Raw genomic sequence first — 23,451 nt, forward strand, 5'->3', positions numbered from 1 at the left:
GTGGTGAAAATTGTACCGAAGAACAACACGCTGAAAACAGAAGAAGTGAGTTCTTGATTGTAAAGAAATAAATATCAAAACAACTGAATGCTAAAAACAGACTATCATTGATAGTCTGTTTTTTTTTGATTAAAATTCAATTCAAAAAGATATTTATAGATTCAAAATCCTGCTCCCTGAGTTCCTTCTTTAATAGCACTGAGTTCTGTTTATCTGGTTTACATCACTTTTTCACTATCATCAATCTAATGATTTGGGTCTGTATTGTATTGCTTACTTCTATTTCTAAAATAGGATATTTGTTAAAATCTGTCACCATTGATGGCTTATCTATGGAGTATCTATAAAGTATCTATGAAGTATCTATGGAGTATCCATATATTTGACCCGTCCTAAAATAACTATCAAATTATGCTATAGAAATCAAATACTCTTTTTTTTGTAGCTTGCTTGAGGTGAACTTATTTGTTATAAAATTGTTTAAGAATAGGTTTGTAAATGATGTAAACTAATTTATTAAACTGGTTGATTTTATTTATGGCAAAAATTATTGTACCCAAAAAGTATCTTGATGAAATAGTTGCTCTTGATGTGGCGATACAGGAGTTGAATGAGCAAAAAATTAAGTTGTTATTTGATTTGCTAAGTATTAAGCCAAGTGCTTCTGATTTGGAAAAAATATTGGATTGGGGGATTATTTTGGTGACGGTATTGGATCAACAAATGGTTGTACAACTCAATAAGTTATCGGCTTATATGCCCACGTTAAAGTTTGTGGTTCGAGAAGATTATTCGCTTTTTACGTTATTACCGGGGGATAAAAAACGTAGGGTAAGGAAGAAAGGGTAACGCTCTTCTAGAACCAGAATTAACATAGATAATTTCTGTTATTTGTTCTATAAAATATAAAAGAAAATAAGCTTTTAGCATTACCTATAAAAAACAGTAACTTGATAAATTTACTATCGAGTGAGTTCAATTCGATTTTAAAAAAGTTGCATAAAAAAAGCGAGACAATTTACTGTCTCGCTTTTAATTTTTTATAATACTAGAGTTTAGTTAATAACAATATTATCTAAGTCCATATTTGTTGTCAAAGCAGGCGTAGATGTTGCCGAACCGGTATATTCAAAAAGAATAAAACCGTTACCTGTTAGTGTACCCGGAATAGTCCAAACGCCACTAGGTGTAAATGGACCTGTTGCATTATTTGCAGCTGAAATAGCAAAATTAGAGGTTATGTCTGTTAAATCAGCAGGATTTACTACACCACCAATTGTATAAGCAGTTGAATAATAAACTTTCAAAACAGCACCTGCAAAAAATGAAGCACGACTTTGGAATGAGAATGAATTCGCATTTGTAAAATCTACAGGAACGATAAAGTAGGTTTTAACATTTTGACCTGTACCAAAGGCTGTCATTTGGATAAATTTGTTTGCAGGTGTTCCGTTTGAACGACATCTCCAATACGCATTTCCAACCAAAGCATCATTAATATACATTGGGAAATTATTTTGACCTGTTGTGTTTGACCCAGCAGTATAGCTTTCAAAAGTTTCATTTAAAGTTGAAAGGAAAGTAACATTATCTCCAACAAGTGGTGGAGCAAAATCTACATCAAAACGAGGATTTGTTAATTGAATATCATCAAAAGTTCTTGCTACAAATTGGTAATCAGAACCAAATTTTGTCATGATACCTCTAATTTTTCCGCTTTCACCTGGTACAACATTACCTGCATATCTTGCGAAGCTACTTGTTCTGAAAATTGTTGTATTACCCGATGTGTCAGATAATAAATGATTAGTAGCACCTCCAACTTGGTTGTTTGGATTGTAATAGGTTGATCCAACAGCAGCATCAACAAACTGTACATTGTTTAATTCAATCAATGTGTTAAGATTTGCGTCTTGTTTTGCTTCATTAACAGTTAAAGTTCTAACGAAATCCTCTTCGCTTCTCACTTCGCATGAACGTACAATTGTGTTACCATATGTGTTAGCAGAAATTCGGCCAACAGAAGCATTTCCTGAAGAATTTAAAAATAACTCTCCGATAATTAAAGAACCATTAGTAATGTTATAATATCTTTTGTTTAATTTAACATATACTTTTCTACCAGGTTCAAAAATGGTGAAAAGACTAGTTACGTCAACAGGAATACTAAATCCTAGCGGTGGAGTTGAATCTGTTCCTAAGGTTTGTAAAGATAATGATTTGAAAAAGTTACCTCCTCTGTCAGAAGAAACTACATAAGCTTCTAAAATGTCATCTTGAGTTACATTTTCAGGGAACTGCTGAATTGTAGATGATGCCATATCATACATTGACTGTACAGTTTTGTTTGCCGTCAAGTTAGGATCAACACAATTAAAGTTTGGAATGCTGTAGTCATCATCGTTAACGCATGAGCTAACGAATCCAGCTGCTACAACTAATAAAATAGTTTTTAAAAAAGTTGTTTTCATAGTATATTGTCTAAAGTAGATTAAAAGTTATAATAAAAATTCACAAAATAATTTCTGCCAAATCCATAAAAGTATTTTGGCCCGAATGCTCTTGTTCCGCTAGCGTAATCTTGTTGTACTTGCGTGTAGTTGGCATTTCTTCCTTGTTCAAATCCTCCTGAAATGTAGTTAAGGTCTAAAACGTTGTTAATACTGGCAAAAAAACCAACAGTATTTCTGTTTTTGTTGCTTACTCTCCAAGATTTTCCTCCTACCAAATTTACTAAATATATTTCATCAAATTTTTCTTGTTTTAAATATTGACGAGCAAGTTCTTCGTCAACTCCAGCTACCGGTTGATTATCAATCGGAATTTGATCATTATTAAAGAAGTTATTGGTTCTCATAACAGTAGATATGTCTAAATAATTATCTGTCATAAAGTTAACGTTTGCACCAATCCACCAAAATTTAGGGTCACGATATTCCAAACCTAAAGAGTAGGCTTGTTGTGGTGTTCCCGGTTGTCTGTAGTCTTTCATTAGTGCAGAACCATAATTTACAGTTCTTCTAACATTGTCAACATTTAAAGCTACATTTGGGTTGCTATCATAAGTATATTGACCATAAGCTGCAACAGCAGTTGCTTTAATAGTTTGTGTTACTTGATATTCTAAACCAAATTCAAGTCCCATATTTTTCTTATCCAAGCCTGTAACAACTTCAGCAACAAAGGCATTACCATTTCCTGAATTTAAATTACCTAATTCATCTACTATTCCTAAACCTTCAGCAAAGAAGAAACTAACTTCAGTTGCATCTAAGATTTTGTTATAAAAAGCAGTTGCTCTGGCTTTTACTCTTGGAGCTCTAATTACATAACTGATGTCTCCACCATAAATTGTTTCACTTTCTAAACCAGCGGTAATTTGATTATTAAGTCTTGCGTTTGGAAATGTATTTCTAACTGTTGGAGCTTTTGTCATATAAATTGCATTGACATCAATTAAATGACGACCGGTAATTTTATAGGTTAAACCTCCTTTAAAACCAAAATTATCAAATTCAACTTTTCGGCTTTTACCAAATGAAGTTTCAGGATAAATACCATTTTGATATAAACCTTCTCTTTGATATTCACTTCTTGAATAGGATTGTGCTAAATAAAAATCTACTTTATTATATGTAAATTTAAATTGTGTAAAAGCGTCAAGCGAAGTTGCTAATATATTGTAGTTATAACCATATTTATCACCCTCACCAACTAATCTGTTTGGATTGTTTAAGTCAGGTTGTGATTGACTTCCGGCAAAAAACGGATCTACATCACTAAAATAAAGTCCACCTAATAAATCTAATAAATTTTGGAAATTATTCGATTTTAAATTTCTATAACTCACACTTGCATTCATAATAATATTGTCTGCAATTTGTGAATTCATAATCGTGTTAACAGTGATTAATTTATCATCTGTTCTATCTTCATACAATACATAAACACTTTCTGTTGGAGCTCTTCCTATTTCCATGCCATTTTCATCAGTAATCGGCAATGAGTTAGAGCGATACATTTGATCCCAATTGATTTGTCTGTTTGCTAAAAAATTAGCTCTAGCATTTCCAGCTTCATCAAAATCAGGTGTCCAAACAAAGTCACCATCAATATTTTCTGAATGTAAGTTCAAATAATAACTTGGTAAGTTTCTATAATAGGTTGGATCTGGATTTGTTACATTATTAAAGTCTAAACGAGAGTTTCCAATTTTACCAAATTGATAACTAACGTTAGTATTTAATTTTGTTTTAGTATTTACTTTCCAATAATGACTTAACATTAAAATGGGTTCCTCTAAATCTTTATCACGAGAATTTCTCTTTTTACCATTTTGCCAACCCCAATAGGAATTATATTGAGTTCCGGCAAGATCATTTACTTCTCTAGTATTTGGTGAGTTTTTACCTCTGCTGTTTTGAGCATAAATTGAAGTAAAATTCAAACTGTGATTATCATTGATTTTTTTCTCAACACTCGCAAATAATGAATTTGCCGCATAATCTGTTCCTTCAAAAAAGCCTTCTTGTGCCCATCTTCTTCCGCCTGAAATCACATAAGCCCATCCGTTTTTGTTCATCCCAGACGCATGAGTAGCCATAGTTCTCCAGCTATAGTTTGTGTTAGTTCCGGAAAACGAAACGCGAGATCCCGGTCGGTAAATTGACGCTCTGGTGTTGATTTCTTGAGTTCCTAAAATACCACCAAAAGTGTAATCTGACGGACCTGAGCCATTTGTAAATTCTTGATTTCTTGTAGCATCATTTAATCCACCCCAGTTACCCCATTGAGGTCTACCATCATAAAGTTTGTTCATCATGACACCATTAATCATGGTAGCTCCATACTCATTGTCTAAACCTCTTACTCTGAAACGTGCTTGACCAAAATTAAAAGCGGAGGCTTGTAAAAAAGCATCTCTGGTAGCTTGTAATAATCCGGCAGTGCTTTCAGAACCACTATTATCATCACCTAAATCACTTTCGGTAATGGTAATTAAACTAAGTTGTTGTTCAGAAGTAATGTCTTCTTCCATAACAATAACACCTAAGTCAACCATTTGGTTTAAAGAAACCTCAAATGGTAATAATTGAGTTGCGTATCCCTCAGTTCTCACTTGTAACAGATACTCGCCAGATGGAACATTTTCAAAAAGAAAGGCTCCTTCAGAAGAAGTGATTTTTGTTAAAGTTGTGTTTTGAATGGAAACAACTACACTCTGTAATGGTCTTTGTGTTTTTGAATCTACAACTATACCCGTAACACCTGGGTTTTGTTGACCAAAAACGATTAGGACTTGCATTACAAAAAGAATACTTAAAACAAGTTTTTTCATAAATAAAGTTAAAATTATTGACTTTTTTGCTTGTTAATTATTTCTTAACAGCCTGCAAAGGTACATTATTTAATAATATTATTTACTTTTGGTGCGGAGTTTGTATTAAACTTTACCTAAATTTAAAATACGTTTTATGAAAATTAAATACTCGTTATTGTTTTTTGTTGCTTTATATTCAAATTTCGTTGTTTTTGGACAAGAAAAAAAATTCAAAATGCACACGATTGCATTTTATAATGTTGAAAATCTTTTTGATATAAAAGATGATGAAGGTGTTAATGATTCAGAATACACACCTGCTCAAGGTTGGACGGCTGAAAAATATCAGCAAAAATTAATAAACCTAGAACGCGTAATATCAGATATTGGAACAACAGAACAGCACTCCAATTCTCCGGTAGTTCTTGGTATTTGTGAAGTTGAAAATAGAGGTGTACTTGAGGATCTTGTAAAGCGACCAAAATTAGCTGCAAAAGATTATGGAATTATACATTATGATTCTCCTGATGGTCGTGGAATTGATGTTGGTTTTTTATATCAAAAGAAACATTTTACCCCAACATCTTCTTTAAATGTTCCCCTTATTATATATAATATTGACGGAAGCGGAAAAAGAGTTTATACCCGTGATCAATTACTTGTAACTGGATATTTAGATGGAGAAGAAATGCATTTTATTGTAAATCACTGGCCTTCTCGTTCGGGTGGTGAAAAAAGAAGCAGTCCTTATCGTGAAGCAGCAGGAGCTTTAAATAGAAAAATCATCGATTCATTGCAAAAAATAAATCCTGATGCTAAAATTATCACTATGGGCGATTTGAACGATGGTCCTTATAATAAGAGTGTAAAAAAAGAAATTGGTGCTGTTGCCAAAAAAGACCAATTAAAACCAGGAGGAATTTATAATCCGATGGAAGAAATGTCAAAAAGAGGAATAGGTTCTCTTGCTTATAGAGATTCATGGGATTTATTTGATCAAATGATGCTTACAGAACCTTTCTTAAGAGATGACTATTCATCCTTCAGATATTGGAAAGCGGGAGTTTTTAACAAACCCTATTTGATTCAAACTACAGGACAATACAAAGGTTATCCGCTCAGAAATTCGCCAAGTGAACCTGGATTTAGCGATCACTTTGCCGTTTATCTTTATCTTATAAAAGAAGTAAAATAATTCAAAAGCCGATTCAGTTCGGCTTTTTTTATTTTGTAAATTTACAATTCAAAAATTAAAACTATGGCAATCCAAAAACCATTCAATCTGAACCAATGGATTGATGAAAACCGTCACCTACTCAAACCTCCTGTTGGAAACAAAAATATATATGTGGATTCCGGCGATTATATTGTTATGATTGTTGCCGGCCCAAACGCCCGAAAAGACTACCATTACAACGAAACCGAAGAATTGTTTTACCAACTCGAAGGAAACATCACCGTTTATGTTCAAGATAACGGAGAGAAAATCGCAATGCAACTAGGTCCGGGCGACATGTTTTTATTACCCGCCAAAACCCCTCATTCACCCGTGCGAGAAGAAAACTCTATCGGATTAGTGGTCGAAAGAAAACGTGCCGGACAAGACATTCCGGACGGATTACTCTGGTTTTGCGACCATTGCAACCATAAGTTATACGAAGTTTATTTTGAACTAAAAGACATCGAAAAAGATTTCTTAGGCCATTTTCAACATTTCTACAATTCCAAAGAACTTAGAACCTGTAAAAATTGCGGCACCGTTATGGAAACCGATCCCCGTTTTGTCTCCAAAACCGATAACTGACAACCTACAACTGAGTTATGGCAGACATTTCCCGCTGTCCGTTACAAGTTTGTTTGCCAAAACTGTTTTTTCTAAGTTGCCCCAAGTCCCGATAGCTATCGGGACCGTTGGTCGCTTTGGTTCAACAAGAAAAAATCAGTTTTTGCTTCACAAGGCTTTCCACTGCCACCTGCCTGCCGTCAGGCACGGTCGGGCTGCAATTCAGTGCTCCACAACAAAATCAGTTTTCCAAAACAAAAAAAATCGGTATCTTCGCAAAATATATCACAATACACGCTAAAAAAGTTATAATGTCAACAATCGCACAACAATTCGGCATGACCGAAGCCCTTGAAATATTAGGTATACAACCCATCAACGAAGGAACTTCTACCGGAAGCACTAATTTTTCAAACGGAGAACTCATTGAAAGTTATTCACCCGTAGACGGTCAATTAATAGGAAAAGTAAAAACAACCACAGCAGCTGATTACGAAAAAGTAATGCAAGCCGCAACTACAACTTTCAAAACATTCCGAGCCATACCAGCTCCGCAAAGAGGAGAAATTGTGCGTCAATTCGGGAATAAATTAAGAGAATTAAAAGAACCTCTTGGAAAATTGGTTTCCTACGAAATGGGAAAATCACTCCAAGAAGGCTACGGAGAAGTGCAGGAAATGATTGACATCTGCGATTTTGCTGTTGGTTTATCACGTCAATTAAATGGGCAAACTATTCCATCCGAGCGACCAGGACACGTGATGCGTGAACAATGGCACTCGATTGGCGTTGTTGGAATCATTTCTGCGTTTAACTTTCCGGTTGCTGTTTGGGCATGGAATACTGCTTTGGCATGGATTTGTGGCGATGTTTGTGTTTGGAAAGCTTCAGAAAAAGCACCGTTATGCTCCATCGCTTGTCAAAATATAATTGCAGGAGTTTTAAAAGATAATAATTTGCCGGAAGGTATTTCATGCATCATTAACGGCGATTACAAAGTTGGCGAAATGATGACAACTGATGTTAGAATTCCTTTAATCTCAGCAACAGGTTCCACCCGAATGGGAAGAATCGTTGGTACAACCGTTGCACAACGTTTTGGAAAATCATTATTAGAATTAGGCGGAAACAATGCTATTATTATTACACCAACCGCAGATTTAAAAGTAGTGGTTCCTGGTGCTGTATTCGGTGCTGTAGGAACTGCAGGACAGCGTTGTACTTCAACCAGACGTTTAATTATTCACGAATCGGTTTATGATAAAGTGAGAGATGCCATTGTTGGAGCATACAAACAATTAACCATCGGAAATCCATTAGATCAAAAAAATCATATCGGGCCATTAATCGACAAAGATGCCGTAAACACTTATTTAACGGCTATTGAAAAAGCAAAAGCCGAAGGTGGAAAAGTATTAGTTGACGGTGGCGTTTTATCCGGCGAAGGATATGAATCCGGATGTTATGTAAAACCAGCCATTATTGAAGCCGAAAATCATTTTGAAATTGTGCAACACGAAACTTTTGCTCCGGTTTTATATCTAATGAAATACACCGGTGAAGTAGAAAACGCAATTGAAATGCAAAACGGTGTAGCACAAGGATTGTCTTCTGCCATCATGACCAACGAATTAAAAGAAGCAGAAAAATTCTTATCCTTTGCCGGATCAGATTGTGGAATTGCCAACGTCAACATCGGAACTTCCGGTGCAGAAATTGGCGGTGCTTTTGGCGGTGAAAAAGAAACCGGTGGTGGTCGAGAATCAGGTTCAGATGCTTGGAAGGTATATATGAGAAGACAAACCAATACCATAAATTATTCTGATCAGTTGCCTTTGGCACAAGGAATTAAATTTGATTTGTAGTTGAGAAGAAAATAGAATAAAGAAAATAGAGAAAAGAAAACCTTGCAAATTTTATCGTTTGCAGGGTTTTTTTACGCAACTTTTTCAAAGTTCTGGCATCTATTTAGTAACCTAAAAAAAATAAACAATGAAAAAGATTTTTTTACTATTGGCTTGCACGCCATTTTTACTAGCAACCACTTGCGATGATGATGACATCTATTGTACGCAAGAAGCAAAAGCAGGTTTAAACATTACGGTTAAAGATGCTGTTACGGATGAAGTTTTGTCAACAGGAGTTATGGTTATTGCACAAGATGGAACTTACACGGAAACATTAGAGCAATTACCAAATAATGAAATTCCCGTTTTTATTGGAGCTTGGGAACGAGTGGGAACATACACGGTAACCGTTTCCAAAGAAGGGTATCAAACGTATACCTCAGAACTCATTGTGGTTACGGCAGATGTTTGCCATGTTATTCCTCAATTGATAACGGTGAATTTACAACCTAATTAATTTTTTTTTGATTTAATTTAAAAAACCCTGCTAGACATGAAGTTTAGCAGGGTTTTAAATTTGCATATTTTTCTAATTGACAAATTTGCCAATTAATGAATTGCCAATTATTTCGTCTTCTTCACATACTGCGTTAAAATCACAATATGTTGCCCTTCAACACGGCCTTCAATTTGTTCGGCATTGTCCCAAACCAATTTAATATTGTGAACGGCAGCACCTCTTTTTGCTGTAAAATTGGCTCCTTTTACATCCAAATCTTTTATTAAAACAACAGAATCTCCATCTTTTAGCCTATTTCCATTAGAATCTTTATGGATGATTTTTCCCTCTTCATCATCACCTTCTCCAGTTGCTTTTGCCCATTCCAAAGCTTCTTCATCCAAATACATCATATCGAGTAAATCGTGGTTCTTTAGTCGAGCTAACATTCGCCAAGAAACAATTTGAACAGGAAGGTGCTCGCTCCACATACTTTCATTTAAACCTCTCCAATCGTCTGGATTAGTAGTCTCAGGATTTTCAATTTGATTCTTTAAATTAGAGGTGATTAAAATACTGTTTTCTAAACTTTCTTCTGTTTTTGGAGGAACAGTATATACCACTAAATTTTCTTCTAAACCACTAATTTCACATTTAGAATTACTTCTATCATTTAATTTTTTTTCAATAATTGTCATTATCTTTTTATTTTAATTTTTCGTCAAAAAACTATTTTGTCATTTCATGAAGACCAGTAAATTGATAAACAAAGATACTGTTTTGAAAAATTTACAACTTAATTATAAAAAAAAGCCGAAAGAAAATTTCTATCGGCTTCATTAAATTTATCATAATTTAGTTAGAATCGGTAACCCACACTAAATCCTGCATTGAACTCAATGGCCGTAAAACGATCGGTTGAATCTTCATTAAAATTTCTACCAATGTTTAGATAAGGTCCTAACACAAACTTGTCGTTTGAATTCCATTTGTAACCGGCTCCAATTCCAATTATAAATCCACCAATATCGGTTGTGCGTTTTACAGTTTGTCCCTCAACAGTAATTTCATCAATAAAATCACCGGTTCTGAATTTAAAAAACGGATTGGCATACAAACCTGAACCGGCATTTTCGGTACCAAAATAATAGTTGTATCCAATTTTAAAACTATTGGTTTTGAATTCTCTTGCTCCTTTTTCAGAGTGATAATTTACTCTGTCGTTAAATAAAACTTCTCCTTCTATCGATTGATTGGAATCAATAAAACGTTCATAACCAATCTCTATAGAAGCAATGATTAGCGTGTTTAAAATGTTATATTTAATTTCGTTTTCAGCATAATCACCACCTTGAGCTTTTGATTGAAAAGCTGTAAATGCCAGCATAATAAGTAGAATTTTTTTCATGGTTTGAATTTTTTATGTAACAAATATAGCAATTAATTTCTTCCTTTTTCATTGGGATACAATTGTGGTAAAGGTTCGCTCTGCCAAAATTCTTTAGAATCGACATCAATAATGGTCAACGGACCAAAAAAAGCTGCTCCCGTATCAATATTCCAAACACAGGCTTTGTTGATTGGAACTGTTTGGTCTATCCTTGTGGTTGGGGTGTGACCAATGTAAATTTCATGATAAAGCTTGAATCGTTTAGGATAAAAGATACTTTCTTTAGATAAATCAGGATTCAATGAAAGTGCAGTTTCCCACAAGGTTCTATCCCAATAGAACAATCTTGGGTAGTATTCATAAGCGATTCCATTTACATTGGTAAAACCGGCATGAATATACAAGCGGTTTTGTTCGTCTAAATAATAATCTTTTAAATGATTTTCTAAAAATTCAATATGTTCATGTCGAGTTACATCCGAAACTTTTTCATACGCATCAATGGTCGATTGACCGCCGTGTTTGAACCATTCTTGGTTGTAATCGTTTGTTTTCAAATAATTGAGCAGCAATTCATCATGATTCCCTCTGATGAAAATACAATTTTGTTTTTTTTCCAATGCAATTAAATAATCCAAAACTTGTGGCGATTCACTCCAACCATCCACATAATCACCCAAGAAAATTAAGGTATCTTTTTTTGTGGCTTGGCTTCTTTCGAGCACTTGATGTAAAGCACGAAGTCCGCCATGGATGTCTCCGATTACGAATGTTTTAGTCATTGTTTTTATCATATTTCACCTTCCTTAAAATCCGCATAGTTTCTTTAAAATTTACATAAACCATTTGATTTTCTATTGTTTTTAATAGCGGTTTGGCATCAATTAATTTTTGTTTGGCTTCTTCAAATCCGTTTAGATAACAAATCATCAATGTAGAAGGCAAATTTAGTAAATCCCGCTTTTCATTTTCGGATAAAGCGATTCCTTTTTGTAATTTTTGCAACAAAAACAAGTTGGAATTATAAATATGAAACATCATTTTTCGATTGTATTGTGGTGGTTCAAACAAAAACTCGTTTTCAATTTTATAATAGCCATTATCAAAAAAGGTCAACGTTTGTTTCTCCAATGGATAATAACTCGTTTTGTCATTCAACCCCAGCGGAACATATTCAGTAATCGAAAAAGTCTTGTCATCATATTCAATCGAAACTTCATCAAAAGCGGAATAAAACAGCTTGACTTGTTCGTTAATTAATTCAATATCCACTCGCGAATAAAAGGTTTTGTCACGAACTTTTTTCTTATTTCCGGCCCAACAAACCACAAAAAGTTCCTTAAAAACATGGTATTTGGTTGCCATGTCTTTGTGACGATTGTTCATAAAATCCAACACCCCTTCTAATGTATAAGAAATACTGTTTCTCGAATTATTTTCAATACCAATAACTGTTTCGGTATTCATTTTAGAAAATGGAATCTTATCTTCGGTTGGAATCGAATTACTTCCTCTTCGCACAAAAACCGTTCGAGCCGGAATGGTGTAAATTCCTTTTTTAAAGGAAGAAACTTTACTATTTGGTTTTATTGTGACCAAACCCACCACTTTATCTTTGGGTAAATTAGGAAACGGCACATTTTCATATTGAATTTTCGGCGGATTTTCTAAAAAAGCATTCACTAAATTCTGAATCCGGCTATCATCAAAAAAATCATTACCGGTAATTTCATTATCTTGATCTTCAACCCCAACCACGATATAGGAGTTATTAGTAGGATTGGAATTGGATAACGCACAAATGTGTTTCAAAAACTTCGCTTTACCTTCCTTGGTATGCAAATTCAACTGACGCTTTTTGTCATAAAAACTACTCTCATCGTTGTGAGCTAAGAGGTTTTTGATAAGAAGGCGTTTATTGATCATTTTTAAAGTTGCGGGTTTTAAAGTTGCGAGTTGCGGGTTACGAGTTACGGGTTAACTTGCAACTCGCTTCCTGAAACCTGCAACTAATTTTTGTCAAACTTACTGCCTTTGTTGTCAGATTTTACTAAGTAAGCCATAAAGGAACCTATTTTTTTACTTTCAGTAATTGTTTTCTCTTTTAAAAATTCAAACTCTTCTTCGGTTATATGTTTTCTGTCAAAAGCTCGATATAATTGTGATCTCAATTCACCACAAGAGCCTTTAGAATAACTCAAAAAATTGATAAATTCCCTTCTTCCATTCCTTTCAAAACCCTCAGCAATATTATCCATTATTGAACCGGATGATCGATTCATCTGATTTTTTAATTCAAAGTCTTTTCCCAATGAAGAGTTTTCAAAAGCATTCCAAACATCTTGACAAATTTCTCTACTTAATTGCCAAATGTCTAATTCTTCAAACGTGTTAATTGTCGCCATTTTTAAAGATTTTTTGGTTTAAATAATAAACAATCTTAATCATAAAAAATTTAAAATCCAAACCTTCAACCCGCAACCCGCAACCCGCAACCCGCCAACCTACGGAACCTTATTCCCCATACTTTCCGTCCAAATTTCAAACCAATCTTCTTTGTCTAAAAGTAATTCGGCTGCTTTTTGTAATTGTTGAATTCGAGCGACATTAACTGTTCCGGCAACGGGAATAACTTTAGATGGATGTTGCATAATCCAAGCCAACAAAATAATATCAGACCCAAAATGATATTTTTCAACCAATCGAGCTAATAATTTTTTTAATCGACGTGTTTGTTCGGTGTCTTCTCTAAAAACGACTCCCAAAGGATTCCAGGCCATCGGAAGAATGTTGTGAAGCTGCATATGGTCCAAAGTTCCATCAAGCATGGGCTCAAAATGAGTGGCTGAAAATTGAATTTGGTTGAACGAAACGTTTGTTTTTTGCTGGATTAAATCGGTTTGCGAAGGAGTGAAATTCGACAATCCAAAATCCAAAATCTTACCATCTTTTTTCAATTTTTCAATCGCTTCGGCTATTTCATCTGCTTGCATCAACGGACTTGGTCGATGTAAAAGATACACATCCAAATAATCGGTTTGCAAATTTTTCAATGAATTTTCGGCTGACCAGATGATGTATTCTTTAGAATAATCATAGTGTTTTATTCTATTTTGCCTATTTTCTGAAACATATTGAATACCACATTTTGAAATCAATTGAATTTTTGAACGAGTTATTTTACTTTCTTTAAAACCTTTTCCAAAATCGGATTCTGTAGTATAGCCTCCATAAATGTCAGCGAGATCAAAAGTGGTGATTTTATTTTCATGACAAACATGTATCAAATTTGCCATTTCCGGAGTATTTAATTTTTTATCCCAAATACCCCAATTCATTGTTCCTGCAATGATTTTAGAAATAGAAGTCATTTTTTTAAGTTTTTTTTATGATTATTTAGGCATGACATCCTGTTTTATGCCGTTATGAATATACTAATAAATAATTAAATTATACCCATGAAAAATCTTAAAAAAAACCTACTGAGCTTGATGTCAATTTTTTTAATAAGTTGTCTTGCTCTAAGTTGCTCAGATTCTGACGATGAAGTGAATGGAACTTCTCGTGTCATTGTAAAAATGACAGATGCTCCCGGTGATTATGACGCCGTTTTTGTAGACGTACTTGATGTAAGAGTTAAAAATTCTTCCAATTCTGACGAGTCCGGATGGGAAAGTATTGGTAATATCAATCCCGGAATTTATAACTTATTAGAATTAACAGGCGGTGTTACTGTTTTGTTAGCAGATAATGAAATACCTTCAGGTTTTGTTGGTCAAATCCGACTTATTTTGGGGGAAAATAACACCGTTGTAAAAGATGGAATAACGTATCCTCTTAACACGCCAAGTGCTCAACAATCGGGTTTGAAATTGCAAATCAATCAAACACTTCAACCCAATGTAACGTACAACTTTTTGATAGATTTTGATGTAAATCAGTCCGTGGTTGTAGAAGCAGGTAATTCAGGTAATTTTAATTTACATCCGGTTCTTCGTGTAACAACAGAAGCAGTTTCGGGTTCTATAACCGGTGTTGCCATTGCAGGAGAATTTCAGGTTTTGGCCTCAGTTACTGTTGGAGGAGAGGTTGTTTCAGCCTTCACAAATGAAAATGGAGTATTTTTTCTACACGGAATTCCGAATGGAACTTATGCTCTTACAATTACTCCTGAAATCGATTCAAATCTTCCACCGGTAATTATAGAAAATGTGATTGTTACTAATGGAGAAACAACAGATGTGGGAGTTATTTCTTTAGAATAAGTTAAAGTATCTTATAATTGTATTAAAAGACAGCCAAAACATAGGCTGTCTTTTATTTTTTAACCAATTCTTAACACCTTAAGAGTAAAAAAAAATTCAATTTGCACTGTTAAAATTTAATAGTAACTTAGAACACTAAATACCAATGTACATGGAAGAAAATACCGCGACTTTAGATATTCGTGCCATTAATGAAAAAATTGAAAGAGAAAGTGCTTTTATCGACTTGCTGACGTATGAAATGAACAAAGTTATTGTAGGTCAAAAACACATGGTTGAGCGATTGTTGATTGGACTTTTGGGTCAAGGTCATATTCTGTTAGAAGGGGTTCCCGGTTTAGCAAAAACTTTAGCCATTAACACTTTGTCGCAAGCTGTTCAAGGATCTTTTAGCCGTGTTCAGTTTACACCTGATTTACTGCCTGCCGATGTAGTGGGAACGATGATTTATAACATCAAACAAAATGAGTTTTCTATTAAAAAAGGCCCCATTTTTGCCAATTTCGTTTTAGCTGATGAGATCAATCGTGCTCCGGCAAAAGTGCAATCGGCGTTGTTAGAAGCCATGCAGGAAAAGCAAGTTACCATTGGTGATACGACATTCAAATTAGACAAACCCTTTTTAGTTTTAGCCACTCAAAATCCAATTGAACAAGAAGGAACGTATCCGTTACCGGAAGCTCAAGTAGATCGTTTTATGCTTAAAACGGTTATTGATTACCCAAAAATGGAAGACGAGCGAATGGTAATTCGTCAAAATCTAAAAGGAAGTTATGAAAAGGTAAATGCAGTAATTTCTATCGAACAAATTCTAAGAGCTCAAGAAGCCGTTAGAGAAGTTTATATGGATGAAAAAATTGAAAAATACATTTTAGATATCATCTTCGCTACGCGTTTCCCTGAAAAATATAAATTAGAAAGTTTAAAACCATTGATCAGTTTTGGATCGTCTCCTCGTGGAAGTATTAATTTGGCAACTGCAGCAAAATGTTACGCCTTTATCAAACGTCGTGGTTATGTAATCCCGGAAGACGTTCGTGCAGTAGTTCATGATGTGTTACGTCACAGAATTGGAATTACCTATGAAGCCGAAGCCGAAAATATCACTTCAGTTGAAATCATCAACAAAATTGTAAATGAGATTGAAGTACCTTAATAAAAGTTGCGAGTTTTAAAGTTGCGAGTTGAAAGTTTTCGCCCGTAACCCGTAACCCGTAACCCGTAACTAAATTATGGAAACAAAAGACTTACTCAAAAAAGTACGAAAAATAGAAATCAAAACCCGAAGATTGAGTGATCACATCTTTTCGGGCGAGTACCACACATCGTTTAAAGGTCGTGGAATGACTTTCTCTGAAGTGCGTCAATACCAGTTTGGTGATGACGTTCGTGCGATAGATTGGAATGTCACCGCTCGTTATAACGAACCTTATATTAAAGTTTTTGAAGAAGAACGCGAACTCACCATGATGTTGATGGTTGATATTTCAGGTTCTGAAAGTTTTGGCACAAAAAATCAGTTGAAAAGTGAAATTGTAACAGAGATTGCCGCAACAATGGCATTTTCGGCAACACAAAACAACGATAAAATTGGTTTGATTTTGTTCTCGGATGAAATCGAATTATACATTCCACCAAAAAAAGGAAAATCACACGTGTTGCGAATCATTCGTGAATTGATTGAGTTTAAACCAAAAAGCAATAAGACAAATATTTCTCAAGCTTTAAAGTTTTTATCCAGTGTGATGAAAAAGAAAGCCATTGTGTTTTTTATATCCGATTTCATAACCGATGATAATTATGAACACACCTTAAAAATTGCCGGAAAAAAGCATGATATTACAGGAATTCGGGTATATGACATTCGTGAAGAAAAAATGCCAAATGTGGGAATGGTGAACATGTTAGATGCAGAATCAGGCGAAACGCTTTTAGTAAACACGGGATCAAAATCGGTTAGATTATCTTATGAGAAATACTATCGCGACAAAGTTGATTTTTTCAAAGAAACTTTTTCAAAATGTGGTTCAGGAACCGTAAATACAAGAGTTGACGAAAGTTATGTAACCAAATTGTTAGGCTATTTTAAATCCAGATAATAATCCTGATGCAACACTGGCTAACCTTTGTGAAACAAAAAATGAAAATTAAATTATATATATTCTTCTTGCTTTTTTCAACCTTCGTTTTTGCTCAACAAAAAAGAGTAACCACTTCGGTTGATAGTACCAAAGTTAAAATTGGTGCACAAATCAATCTTACTTTAAAAACTACTGTCGATACTTTGTCAAAAGTCATTTTTCCGGAAGGAAATTTATTTGGTGGTTTAGAAGTTTTAGAAAGCTATCCAACGGATACCATCAAAGAAGATTTTAAGTATCATTTGATAAAAAAATACGGTTTAACACAATGGGATAGCGGTGTTTATGTTTTGCCAAGAATGGAAATAAAAATCAACGATAAGGCTCATTTTTCGGATAGCTTATTGCTTGAGTTTGTTCCGGTTGTGGTGGATACATTGAAACAGCATATGTATGACATCAAAGATATTGCTGATGCAGATGGAACAGGAGGCTATTGGTGGCTTTATTTGTTGGGAATTTTAGTAGTTGGCGGATTGACTTATTTAATTTACTATTTCATTAAGAAAAATCAAAAACCAAAAGAAGAGGAAGTTGTCTTTGCAACACCAATTGAAAAAGCAACAGCACATTTAAAAAAATTAGAACAACAGCATTTGATTGAAAGAGGAGAAGTAAAAATCTACTATTCAGAACTAACCGATATTGCCAGAACATACATTGAAGAAACGATTGATATTCCTGCCATGGAAAGCACCACGGCAGAATTAATTGATTCATTTAAAAAAGCCATCATCAGAAAAAAACTTTCTTTGACCGAAGATACTATTTCAAATTTGGAAAAGGTTTTGAAACAAGCCGATTTGGTAAAATTTGCCAAATCAAAACCCTTAGAATTTGAAATTGCCGAAGACCGAACAAAAATTGAAAAAACAATTTTCAAGATTCATCAATCACTTCCGGATATTGTAGAAGAAGAGGACGAATTTGATGATTCAAAAAGCATTCAAGAACGATTAGCAAAGAAGAAAAGAAAACAAAAAATTGTTTTAGCGTCATTTGTTTCTGTGTTTTTACTATTTGCGGTTTTTATCTTTTTTGTAGCAACAAAAGGAATTGATTTTGTAAAAGACAGTATCATTGGCCATCCTACCAAAGAATTATTGAATGGTGAATGGGTAACAAGTGAATATGGTGATCCGCCAATTCGAATTGAAACACCAAAAGTTTTAGAGCGAATGGACGCTTCCAACTTGATACCAGCTGAAGCAAAATCCAGAATCAAACAAATGAACATGTTTGGTTATGGAAGCATGACCGATCAATTTTATACCATGGTTATGACAACTTCTTTCAAGGATACAGTTGCCATTGATTTGGAGAAAGTTTTAGAAGGAAATTTAAAAACTTGGGAAACGATGGGTGCTCAAAACATCTTAGTAAAACAAGAAGTTTATAATACACCGGGTGTTGTTCAAGGATTAAAAGCCTATGGAACATTCACGATGTTGGACCCAATTAAAAAGAAAAGTAACAAATTATATTACGTAATAGTATTGTTCAAACAAAATAACGGTTTACAACAAATAGTTGTTTCAAAATTGGAAGAAGACGAAATTGCTTCAGAAATAATTGATCGCATAATTAACTCAATTGAATTGGGCAAAGCTCTGTAACTATGGAAAATATAACATTTTTACATCCACAGTTTTTTTGGTTATTTACCTTGCTTCCCTTAGCAATGGGTTGGTATTTTCTGAAACGAAATAAACTAGAAGCCACATTAAAAATAAGTTCTATCAAAGGATTCAAAGCACAACCATCATTGTTGGCAAAATTCAAACCCATGTTGTTTGTATTTCGTTTGTTGGCGTTGAGTTTTATCATTGTTGCTATGGCAAGACCCAGAACTGTTGATGTAAGTAGCAAAACCAAAACCACTCGCGGTATTGACATAGTAATGGCGATTGACGTTTCCGGAAGTATGTTGGCACGAGATTTAAAACCAAACCGATTGGAGTCCTTAAAAAAAGTGGCTGCAGAATTTGTTGAAGCCCGAGTAAATGACCGTTTCGGAATTGTGGTTTATGCCGCAGAAAGTTATACAAAAACACCGGTCACTAGTGACAAAACAATTATACTCGATGCGATAAAAAGCATAAAATATGACAATGTAATTCAAGACGGAACAGGAATTGGCATGGGATTGGCTACTGCAGTAAACCGATTGAAAGATAGCCAAGCAAAAAGCCGAATCATCATTTTGCTGACAGACGGTGTCAATAATGCCGGATTTATTGAACCTGAAACCGCAGCCGATATTGCAAAAGAATACAGTATAAAAGTATATACCATTGGAATTGGAACAAACGGCAATGCCGAGTCGCCTTATGCTTATGCTCCAAACGGAGGATTTTTGTATAGAATGATGCCGGTTGAAATTGATGAAGAATTAATGAAGAATATTGCAAAAAAAACCGATGGCACTTATTTTAGAGCAACCAGTAGCAGTAAACTTCAAGAAATTTATGATGAAATTAATAAGTTAGAAACCACCGAAATTGAAGAACAAAAATTCTATAATTACGATGAAAAATACAAACCTTTAATTTGGATTGCAGGTTTACTTTTGTTGATTGAAATTTTATTAAAACAAACCTTATTTAGAGGATTATTATAAAAGTATGATTCAGTTTGAAGATACAATATATTTCTACTTATTTGCCGTTATTCCAATAGTGGTGGTGCTTTTTTTGTGGAATTTATATTGGAAAAATAAAAAGCAAAAAGAATACGGCGATTTAAATTTAGTAAAAAAATTAAGTCCGGATAAGTCGGTTTTTAAACCCATTTTAAAAATTTGTGTTTTACTAATTGCACTATCTTGTTTGATAATTGGATTGGTAAATCCAAAAATCGGATCAAAGTTAGAAACGGTAAAACGAGAAGGAATCGACATTGTTTTTGCAATTGATGTTTCCAAAAGTATGTTGGCCGAAGATGTAGCTCCCAATAGATTAGATAAAACCAAACAAATTGTAACCCAAGTCATCAACCAACTCGGAAGTGACCGAATCGGAATTGTTGCTTATGCCGGAAGTGCATTTCCTGTTTTGCCTATTACAACAGATTATGGTGTGGCAAAAATGTTTTTACAAAGCATGAACACCGATATGGTTTCATCTCAAGGAACTTCTTTAGACCAAGCTATTGAGTTATCAACCGGTTTTTTTGAAGAAGGAAGTGCCACAAACAAGCTAATCATTTTAATTTCTGATGGTGAAGATCATTCGGAAGGAATTGAATCGGCTATCGAGTTGGCAACTAAAAGCAAAACCAAAATTTTAACTATTGGTGTCGGAACAGAAAAGGGCGGACCCATTCCCATCAAAAGAAACGGTGTTGTTCAGAGTTTTAAACGAGATAGAAATGACGAAGTTGTAATTACTCGATTTAACGAAGGCACTTTAAAGCAAATTGCAAAGGCTACAAAAGGCGATTATATCTATGGTGATCAAACCAAAAAAGTTTTGGAATTTGTAAAAAATGCACTTGATAATATTGAAAAAACCGAATTTGAAACCACACAAATAGCTGATTTTAAATCACAATTTCAATGGTTTTTAGGAATAGCATTTGTATTATTGTTGTTAGATATTTTTCTGTTAGAACGAAAAACAGGATGGATAAGTAAGTTGAATTTATTTAATGAAAAAGAATCATGAAAAAGCAATTAATTTTACTATTTTTCTTTGCTGCAAGCATTCTTTCTGCCCAAGAAGAAAAGAAAGAAAAAGATAAAGTGTTGCCAAAAGCCAACAAAGAATTTCAGAATCAAAAATTCAAAGAAGCTGAAGCAAAATACCGAATTTCAAATTCCAAAGATTTGTCCGGGTCAAAAGCTGCGTATAATTTAGGCAATGCAATTTACAGACAAGACCAAAGTAGCGAAGCCAAGTTTGCGTATTCTCAAGCTCTGGAAAAAGCCACAACAAAGCAGGAAAAACATAAAGCTTTTCACAATATTGGCAATGTTTTTATGAAAGAAAAGCAATATGGAAAAGCAGTTGAAGCTTACAAAAATGCGTTAAGAAACAATCCTTCCGACGAGCAAACCCGCTATAATTATGCATTGGCAAAAGAATATTTAAAAAATAATCCGGAAGATCCTGATGACAAAGGAGAAAACGATAAAGAAAAAAGCGACGACAAAAAAGACGAAAATAAAGAAAAACAAGACCAGGATAACAAAGATCAAGACAAAAAAGACCAAAACGAACAAGGTGATAACAAAAAAGACAATCAAGATAAAGAGCAAAAAGGACAACCCAAACCACAACCTTCGGGCATTACAAAAGAACGATTAGAAAACCTTTTGGAGGCCGTAAACAAAGAAGAGAAAAAAGTTCAAGATAAAGTAAACAAAGAAAAAATTAAAGCTTCACCGGTTCAAACAGAAAAGGATTGGTAATTTTTAAGACAAAACAAAAACTATGAAAAAGTATATTTTTATACTATTCTTATCCATACAAAGCCTTGTGGCTCAAGTTCAATTTGAAGCAAAATTGAGCAAATCTTCCTTGGGAATAAATGAACGCCTTCGCATCGATTTTATAATGAATGTGGATGGTGATAATTTTAATCCGCCTTCATTTGATGGATTTCGTGTGGTTGGAGGACCGAGTCAACAAGTGAGTCAAAGTTGGGTAAACGGAAAAAGTAGTTTTAATAAAGTATATACTTATTTTCTTTTGCCAACCCAACGAGGTACTATTACCATTCGACAAGCGTCTATTGAATACCAAGGTCAAACCTATAAAACATCGCCACTTTCAGTCAATGTTACAGCTGCAGTAGAACAACCAAGAGATCCGAATGATACTTCCGTTTCTGTCAACGACGCACTTCACTTGGTTGCTGAGGTGAACAAGTCAAATCCTTATTTGAATGAACCTATAACTGTTGTTTATAAGTTGTATTTTAGTTATAACATCGGAATCACAAATTGGAGGGAATTAGACAAACCAAAATACAATGATTTCTGGAGTCAAAATATTGATATCAAGCAATTAAAAGGAGAAGAAGGAACCTACAACGGTGAAAAATTTCGATATGTTGTTTTACGCAAAACAGTTTTATATCCTCAAAAATCAGGAAAATTAGAAATTGAACCTTTGTCATTAGATATTGACGTTGAATTACCAACCAACCGAAGAGATATTTTTGGTCGTGTGCTGATGACTCGTGATAACAAAAGAGTTTCTGCCGGAAGCAAAGTCATTACGGTGAAACCACTTCCTGAAAATGGAAAACCGGCCGATTTCACAGGAGCTGTTGGTAAGTTTGATTTTCAAGTTGTTCCTTCAAGAACCACATTGAAACACGGAGAAAGCACCGATTTAGACATTACTGTTTCCGGAACCGGAAATTTAAAATTATTTAACCTTCCAAAACCTGTTGTACCTTCTTCTTTAGAAATGTATGAACCGGTTCATACTGAAAACATCAACACGCCATTAACCGGAATGACAGGCAAAATTGCTGATAAATATACCATCATTCCACAGTTTAAAGGGAATTATACTATTAAACCTATTAGCTTTTCTTATTTTGATTATGTTTCAGGAACCTATAAAACGTTATCTTCTCAGGAAATAGTAATTTCAGTTCTTGATGGTCCCTCAGCAGGAGATCAACAAGACGTTGTGAAAGATGATGCCGTTGCAAAAAACCAAATTGCAACAACCGATCAGTTTAAATATATTCATTTAAAAACAAAACTTTCACCAATCAATAAAAAGGCATTTTTTGGTTCTACATTTTTTTATATTTTATTGGGATTACCTTTTTTACTTATCCCACTCATTATTTTATTTAAGAAAAAGAAAGAAGCAATTGATGGTGATGTGGTTGGAAACAAACTGAAATTGAATACTAAATTAGCTAAGAAATTTTTATCGGAAGCCAAAAAACAAATTGGAACAAAAGAACCTTTTTATGTTGCTTTAGAACGCTCTTTGCACAACTTTTTGAAAGCCAAACTAAAAATTGAAACTTCAGAAATGAGTAAAGATAAAATTAGAGCGACCTTGACAGAAAAGAAAGCACAGCCTGAAACGATAGATTTATTTATTCAACTCACCGAAAACTGTGAATTTGCCCGATATGCACCTTCAACAACGGTAGCCATGCAACAAGATTATGACAAAGCAGTTGAAGTAATTTCAGAATTAGAAAAACAAATAGTTTAATTTCAAAATAAGATG

21 protein-coding genes are annotated in these 23,451 nt (G+C 34.2%); 13 read left to right on the forward strand and 8 right to left on the reverse strand.

Going from position 1 to position 23,451, the window contains the following annotated elements; translation table 11 throughout:
- Positions 1-537 precede the first annotated feature (537 nt).
- On the forward strand, positions 538-849 hold the full coding sequence (locus tag IEV15_RS02495; protein WP_188360930.1) for a hypothetical protein: 312 nt from the start codon (positions 538-540) through the stop codon (positions 847-849).
- A 206-nt stretch (positions 850-1,055) separates the two neighbouring features.
- Here the strand turns inward: IEV15_RS02495 and IEV15_RS02500 are convergent, their stop codons facing one another.
- Together IEV15_RS02500 and IEV15_RS02505 are read right to left on the reverse strand one after the other, a co-directional pair.
- On the reverse strand, positions 1,056-2,471 hold the full coding sequence (locus IEV15_RS02500; RefSeq protein WP_188360931.1) for a DUF5689 domain-containing protein: 1,416 nt from the start codon (positions 2,469-2,471) through the stop codon (positions 1,056-1,058).
- 20 nt (positions 2,472-2,491) lie between these two features.
- Positions 2,492-5,338, reverse strand: coding sequence for a carboxypeptidase regulatory-like domain-containing protein (locus tag IEV15_RS02505; RefSeq protein WP_188360932.1), 2,847 nt, complete (start codon positions 5,336-5,338; stop codon positions 2,492-2,494).
- 136 nt (positions 5,339-5,474) lie between these two features.
- On the opposite strand from IEV15_RS02505, the gene IEV15_RS02510 reads away from it, so the two are divergent.
- The 4 genes from IEV15_RS02510 to IEV15_RS02525 all read left to right on the forward strand — a co-directional run bounded on the left by IEV15_RS02510 (position 5,475) and on the right by IEV15_RS02525 (position 9,467).
- Positions 5,475-6,515 (forward strand): endonuclease/exonuclease/phosphatase family protein, encoded by a 1,041-nt coding sequence (locus tag IEV15_RS02510; RefSeq protein ID WP_188360933.1) that lies wholly within the window; start codon positions 5,475-5,477, stop codon positions 6,513-6,515.
- Positions 6,516-6,578: 63 nt separating this feature from the next.
- On the forward strand, positions 6,579-7,124 hold the full coding sequence (locus IEV15_RS02515) for a 3-hydroxyanthranilate 3,4-dioxygenase (protein ID WP_188360934.1): 546 nt from the start codon (positions 6,579-6,581) through the stop codon (positions 7,122-7,124).
- Between the two features lie 290 nt (positions 7,125-7,414).
- On the forward strand, positions 7,415-8,968 hold the full coding sequence (gene amaB / locus IEV15_RS02520) for an L-piperidine-6-carboxylate dehydrogenase (RefSeq protein WP_188360935.1): 1,554 nt from the start codon (positions 7,415-7,417) through the stop codon (positions 8,966-8,968).
- Positions 8,969-9,095: 127 nt separating this feature from the next.
- On the forward strand, positions 9,096-9,467 hold the full coding sequence (locus IEV15_RS02525) for a carboxypeptidase-like regulatory domain-containing protein (RefSeq protein WP_188360936.1): 372 nt from the start codon (positions 9,096-9,098) through the stop codon (positions 9,465-9,467).
- A gap of 107 nt (positions 9,468-9,574) precedes the next feature.
- On the opposite strand, the gene IEV15_RS02530 is transcribed toward IEV15_RS02525, so the two are convergent.
- From IEV15_RS02530 to IEV15_RS02555, 6 genes are all read right to left on the reverse strand, one after another.
- Positions 9,575-10,147, reverse strand: coding sequence for a PhnA domain-containing protein (locus IEV15_RS02530; RefSeq protein WP_188360937.1), 573 nt, complete (start codon positions 10,145-10,147; stop codon positions 9,575-9,577).
- 161 nt (positions 10,148-10,308) lie between these two features.
- Complete coding sequence (locus tag IEV15_RS02535; RefSeq protein ID WP_188360938.1) at positions 10,309-10,857, reverse strand: DUF3575 domain-containing protein; 549 nt, start codon at positions 10,855-10,857, stop codon at positions 10,309-10,311.
- A gap of 32 nt (positions 10,858-10,889) precedes the next feature.
- The gene (locus tag IEV15_RS02540; RefSeq protein WP_188360939.1) at positions 10,890-11,621 is read right to left on the reverse strand and encodes a metallophosphoesterase family protein; all 732 of its coding nucleotides are present in this window, start codon (positions 11,619-11,621) and stop codon (positions 10,890-10,892) included.
- Complete coding sequence (locus tag IEV15_RS02545; RefSeq protein WP_188360940.1) at positions 11,614-12,765, reverse strand: ATP-binding protein; 1,152 nt, start codon at positions 12,763-12,765, stop codon at positions 11,614-11,616. The genes IEV15_RS02540 and IEV15_RS02545 overlap by 8 nt, the downstream gene beginning before the upstream one ends.
- Positions 12,766-12,848: 83 nt before the next feature.
- On the reverse strand, positions 12,849-13,244 hold the full coding sequence (locus IEV15_RS02550; protein WP_188360941.1) for a four helix bundle protein: 396 nt from the start codon (positions 13,242-13,244) through the stop codon (positions 12,849-12,851).
- 99 nt (positions 13,245-13,343) lie between these two features.
- Entirely contained in the window at positions 13,344-14,210 is an 867-nt protein-coding gene (locus IEV15_RS02555; RefSeq protein WP_188360942.1) for an aldo/keto reductase, read from the reverse strand.
- 120 nt (positions 14,211-14,330) lie between these two features.
- Between IEV15_RS02555 and IEV15_RS02560 the strand changes: the two genes are divergently transcribed.
- The 8 genes from IEV15_RS02560 to IEV15_RS02595 all read left to right on the forward strand — a co-directional run bounded on the left by IEV15_RS02560 (position 14,331) and on the right by IEV15_RS02595 (position 23,436).
- Positions 14,331-15,104, forward strand: a complete 774-nt coding sequence (locus IEV15_RS02560) for a DUF4382 domain-containing protein (RefSeq protein WP_229734077.1) — start codon at positions 14,331-14,333, stop codon at positions 15,102-15,104.
- Between the two features lie 151 nt (positions 15,105-15,255).
- Positions 15,256-16,260: an AAA family ATPase gene (locus IEV15_RS02565; protein ID WP_188360944.1), complete on the forward strand. Its 1,005-nt coding sequence runs from the start codon at positions 15,256-15,258 to the stop codon at positions 16,258-16,260.
- Between the two features lie 76 nt (positions 16,261-16,336).
- Positions 16,337-17,203, forward strand: a complete 867-nt coding sequence (locus tag IEV15_RS02570; RefSeq protein ID WP_188360945.1) for a DUF58 domain-containing protein — start codon at positions 16,337-16,339, stop codon at positions 17,201-17,203.
- Between the two features lie 41 nt (positions 17,204-17,244).
- The gene (locus tag IEV15_RS02575; RefSeq protein WP_188360946.1) at positions 17,245-18,861 is read left to right on the forward strand and encodes a hypothetical protein; all 1,617 of its coding nucleotides are present in this window, start codon (positions 17,245-17,247) and stop codon (positions 18,859-18,861) included.
- A gap of 2 nt (positions 18,862-18,863) precedes the next feature.
- Positions 18,864-19,865, forward strand: a complete 1,002-nt coding sequence (locus IEV15_RS02580) for a vWA domain-containing protein (RefSeq protein ID WP_188360947.1) — start codon at positions 18,864-18,866, stop codon at positions 19,863-19,865.
- 7 nt (positions 19,866-19,872) lie between these two features.
- Complete coding sequence (locus IEV15_RS02585) at positions 19,873-20,910, forward strand: vWA domain-containing protein (RefSeq protein ID WP_188361337.1); 1,038 nt, start codon at positions 19,873-19,875, stop codon at positions 20,908-20,910.
- Complete coding sequence (locus IEV15_RS02590) at positions 20,907-21,656, forward strand: tetratricopeptide repeat protein (protein WP_188360948.1); 750 nt, start codon at positions 20,907-20,909, stop codon at positions 21,654-21,656. The genes IEV15_RS02585 and IEV15_RS02590 overlap by 4 nt, the downstream gene beginning before the upstream one ends.
- A 22-nt stretch (positions 21,657-21,678) precedes the next feature.
- Entirely contained in the window at positions 21,679-23,436 is a 1,758-nt protein-coding gene (locus IEV15_RS02595) for a BatD family protein (RefSeq protein ID WP_188360949.1), read from the forward strand.
- The last annotated feature ends 15 nt before the right edge of the window (positions 23,437-23,451 follow it).

This window comes from Flavobacterium orientale (assembly GCF_014638005.1).
GTDB classification, from domain to species: Bacteria; Bacteroidota; Bacteroidia; order Flavobacteriales; family Flavobacteriaceae; genus Flavobacterium; species Flavobacterium orientale.

Coding starts and splice junctions, on each gene's coding strand:
- IEV15_RS02495 (WP_188360930.1), top strand. CDS start 538: ATGGCAAAAATTATTGTACCCAAAAAGTATCTTGATGAAATAGTTGCT.
- IEV15_RS02500 (WP_188360931.1), bottom strand. CDS start 2,471: ATGAAAACAACTTTTTTAAAAACTATTTTATTAGTTGTAGCAGCTGGA.
- IEV15_RS02505 (WP_188360932.1), bottom strand. CDS start 5,338: ATGAAAAAACTTGTTTTAAGTATTCTTTTTGTAATGCAAGTCCTAATC.
- IEV15_RS02510 (WP_188360933.1), top strand. CDS start 5,475: ATGAAAATTAAATACTCGTTATTGTTTTTTGTTGCTTTATATTCAAAT.
- IEV15_RS02515 (WP_188360934.1), top strand. CDS start 6,579: ATGGCAATCCAAAAACCATTCAATCTGAACCAATGGATTGATGAAAAC.
- amaB (WP_188360935.1), top strand. CDS start 7,415: ATGTCAACAATCGCACAACAATTCGGCATGACCGAAGCCCTTGAAATA.
- IEV15_RS02525 (WP_188360936.1), top strand. CDS start 9,096: ATGAAAAAGATTTTTTTACTATTGGCTTGCACGCCATTTTTACTAGCA.
- IEV15_RS02530 (WP_188360937.1), bottom strand. CDS start 10,147: ATGACAATTATTGAAAAAAAATTAAATGATAGAAGTAATTCTAAATGT.
- IEV15_RS02535 (WP_188360938.1), bottom strand. CDS start 10,857: ATGAAAAAAATTCTACTTATTATGCTGGCATTTACAGCTTTTCAATCA.
- IEV15_RS02540 (WP_188360939.1), bottom strand. CDS start 11,621: ATGACTAAAACATTCGTAATCGGAGACATCCATGGCGGACTTCGTGCT.
- IEV15_RS02545 (WP_188360940.1), bottom strand. CDS start 12,765: ATGATCAATAAACGCCTTCTTATCAAAAACCTCTTAGCTCACAACGAT.
- IEV15_RS02550 (WP_188360941.1), bottom strand. CDS start 13,244: ATGGCGACAATTAACACGTTTGAAGAATTAGACATTTGGCAATTAAGT.
- IEV15_RS02555 (WP_188360942.1), bottom strand. CDS start 14,210: ATGACTTCTATTTCTAAAATCATTGCAGGAACAATGAATTGGGGTATT.
- IEV15_RS02560 (WP_229734077.1), top strand. CDS start 14,331: ATGTCAATTTTTTTAATAAGTTGTCTTGCTCTAAGTTGCTCAGATTCT.
- IEV15_RS02565 (WP_188360944.1), top strand. CDS start 15,256: ATGGAAGAAAATACCGCGACTTTAGATATTCGTGCCATTAATGAAAAA.
- IEV15_RS02570 (WP_188360945.1), top strand. CDS start 16,337: ATGGAAACAAAAGACTTACTCAAAAAAGTACGAAAAATAGAAATCAAA.
- IEV15_RS02575 (WP_188360946.1), top strand. CDS start 17,245: ATGAAAATTAAATTATATATATTCTTCTTGCTTTTTTCAACCTTCGTT.
- IEV15_RS02580 (WP_188360947.1), top strand. CDS start 18,864: ATGGAAAATATAACATTTTTACATCCACAGTTTTTTTGGTTATTTACC.
- IEV15_RS02590 (WP_188360948.1), top strand. CDS start 20,907: ATGAAAAAGCAATTAATTTTACTATTTTTCTTTGCTGCAAGCATTCTT.
- IEV15_RS02595 (WP_188360949.1), top strand. CDS start 21,679: ATGAAAAAGTATATTTTTATACTATTCTTATCCATACAAAGCCTTGTG.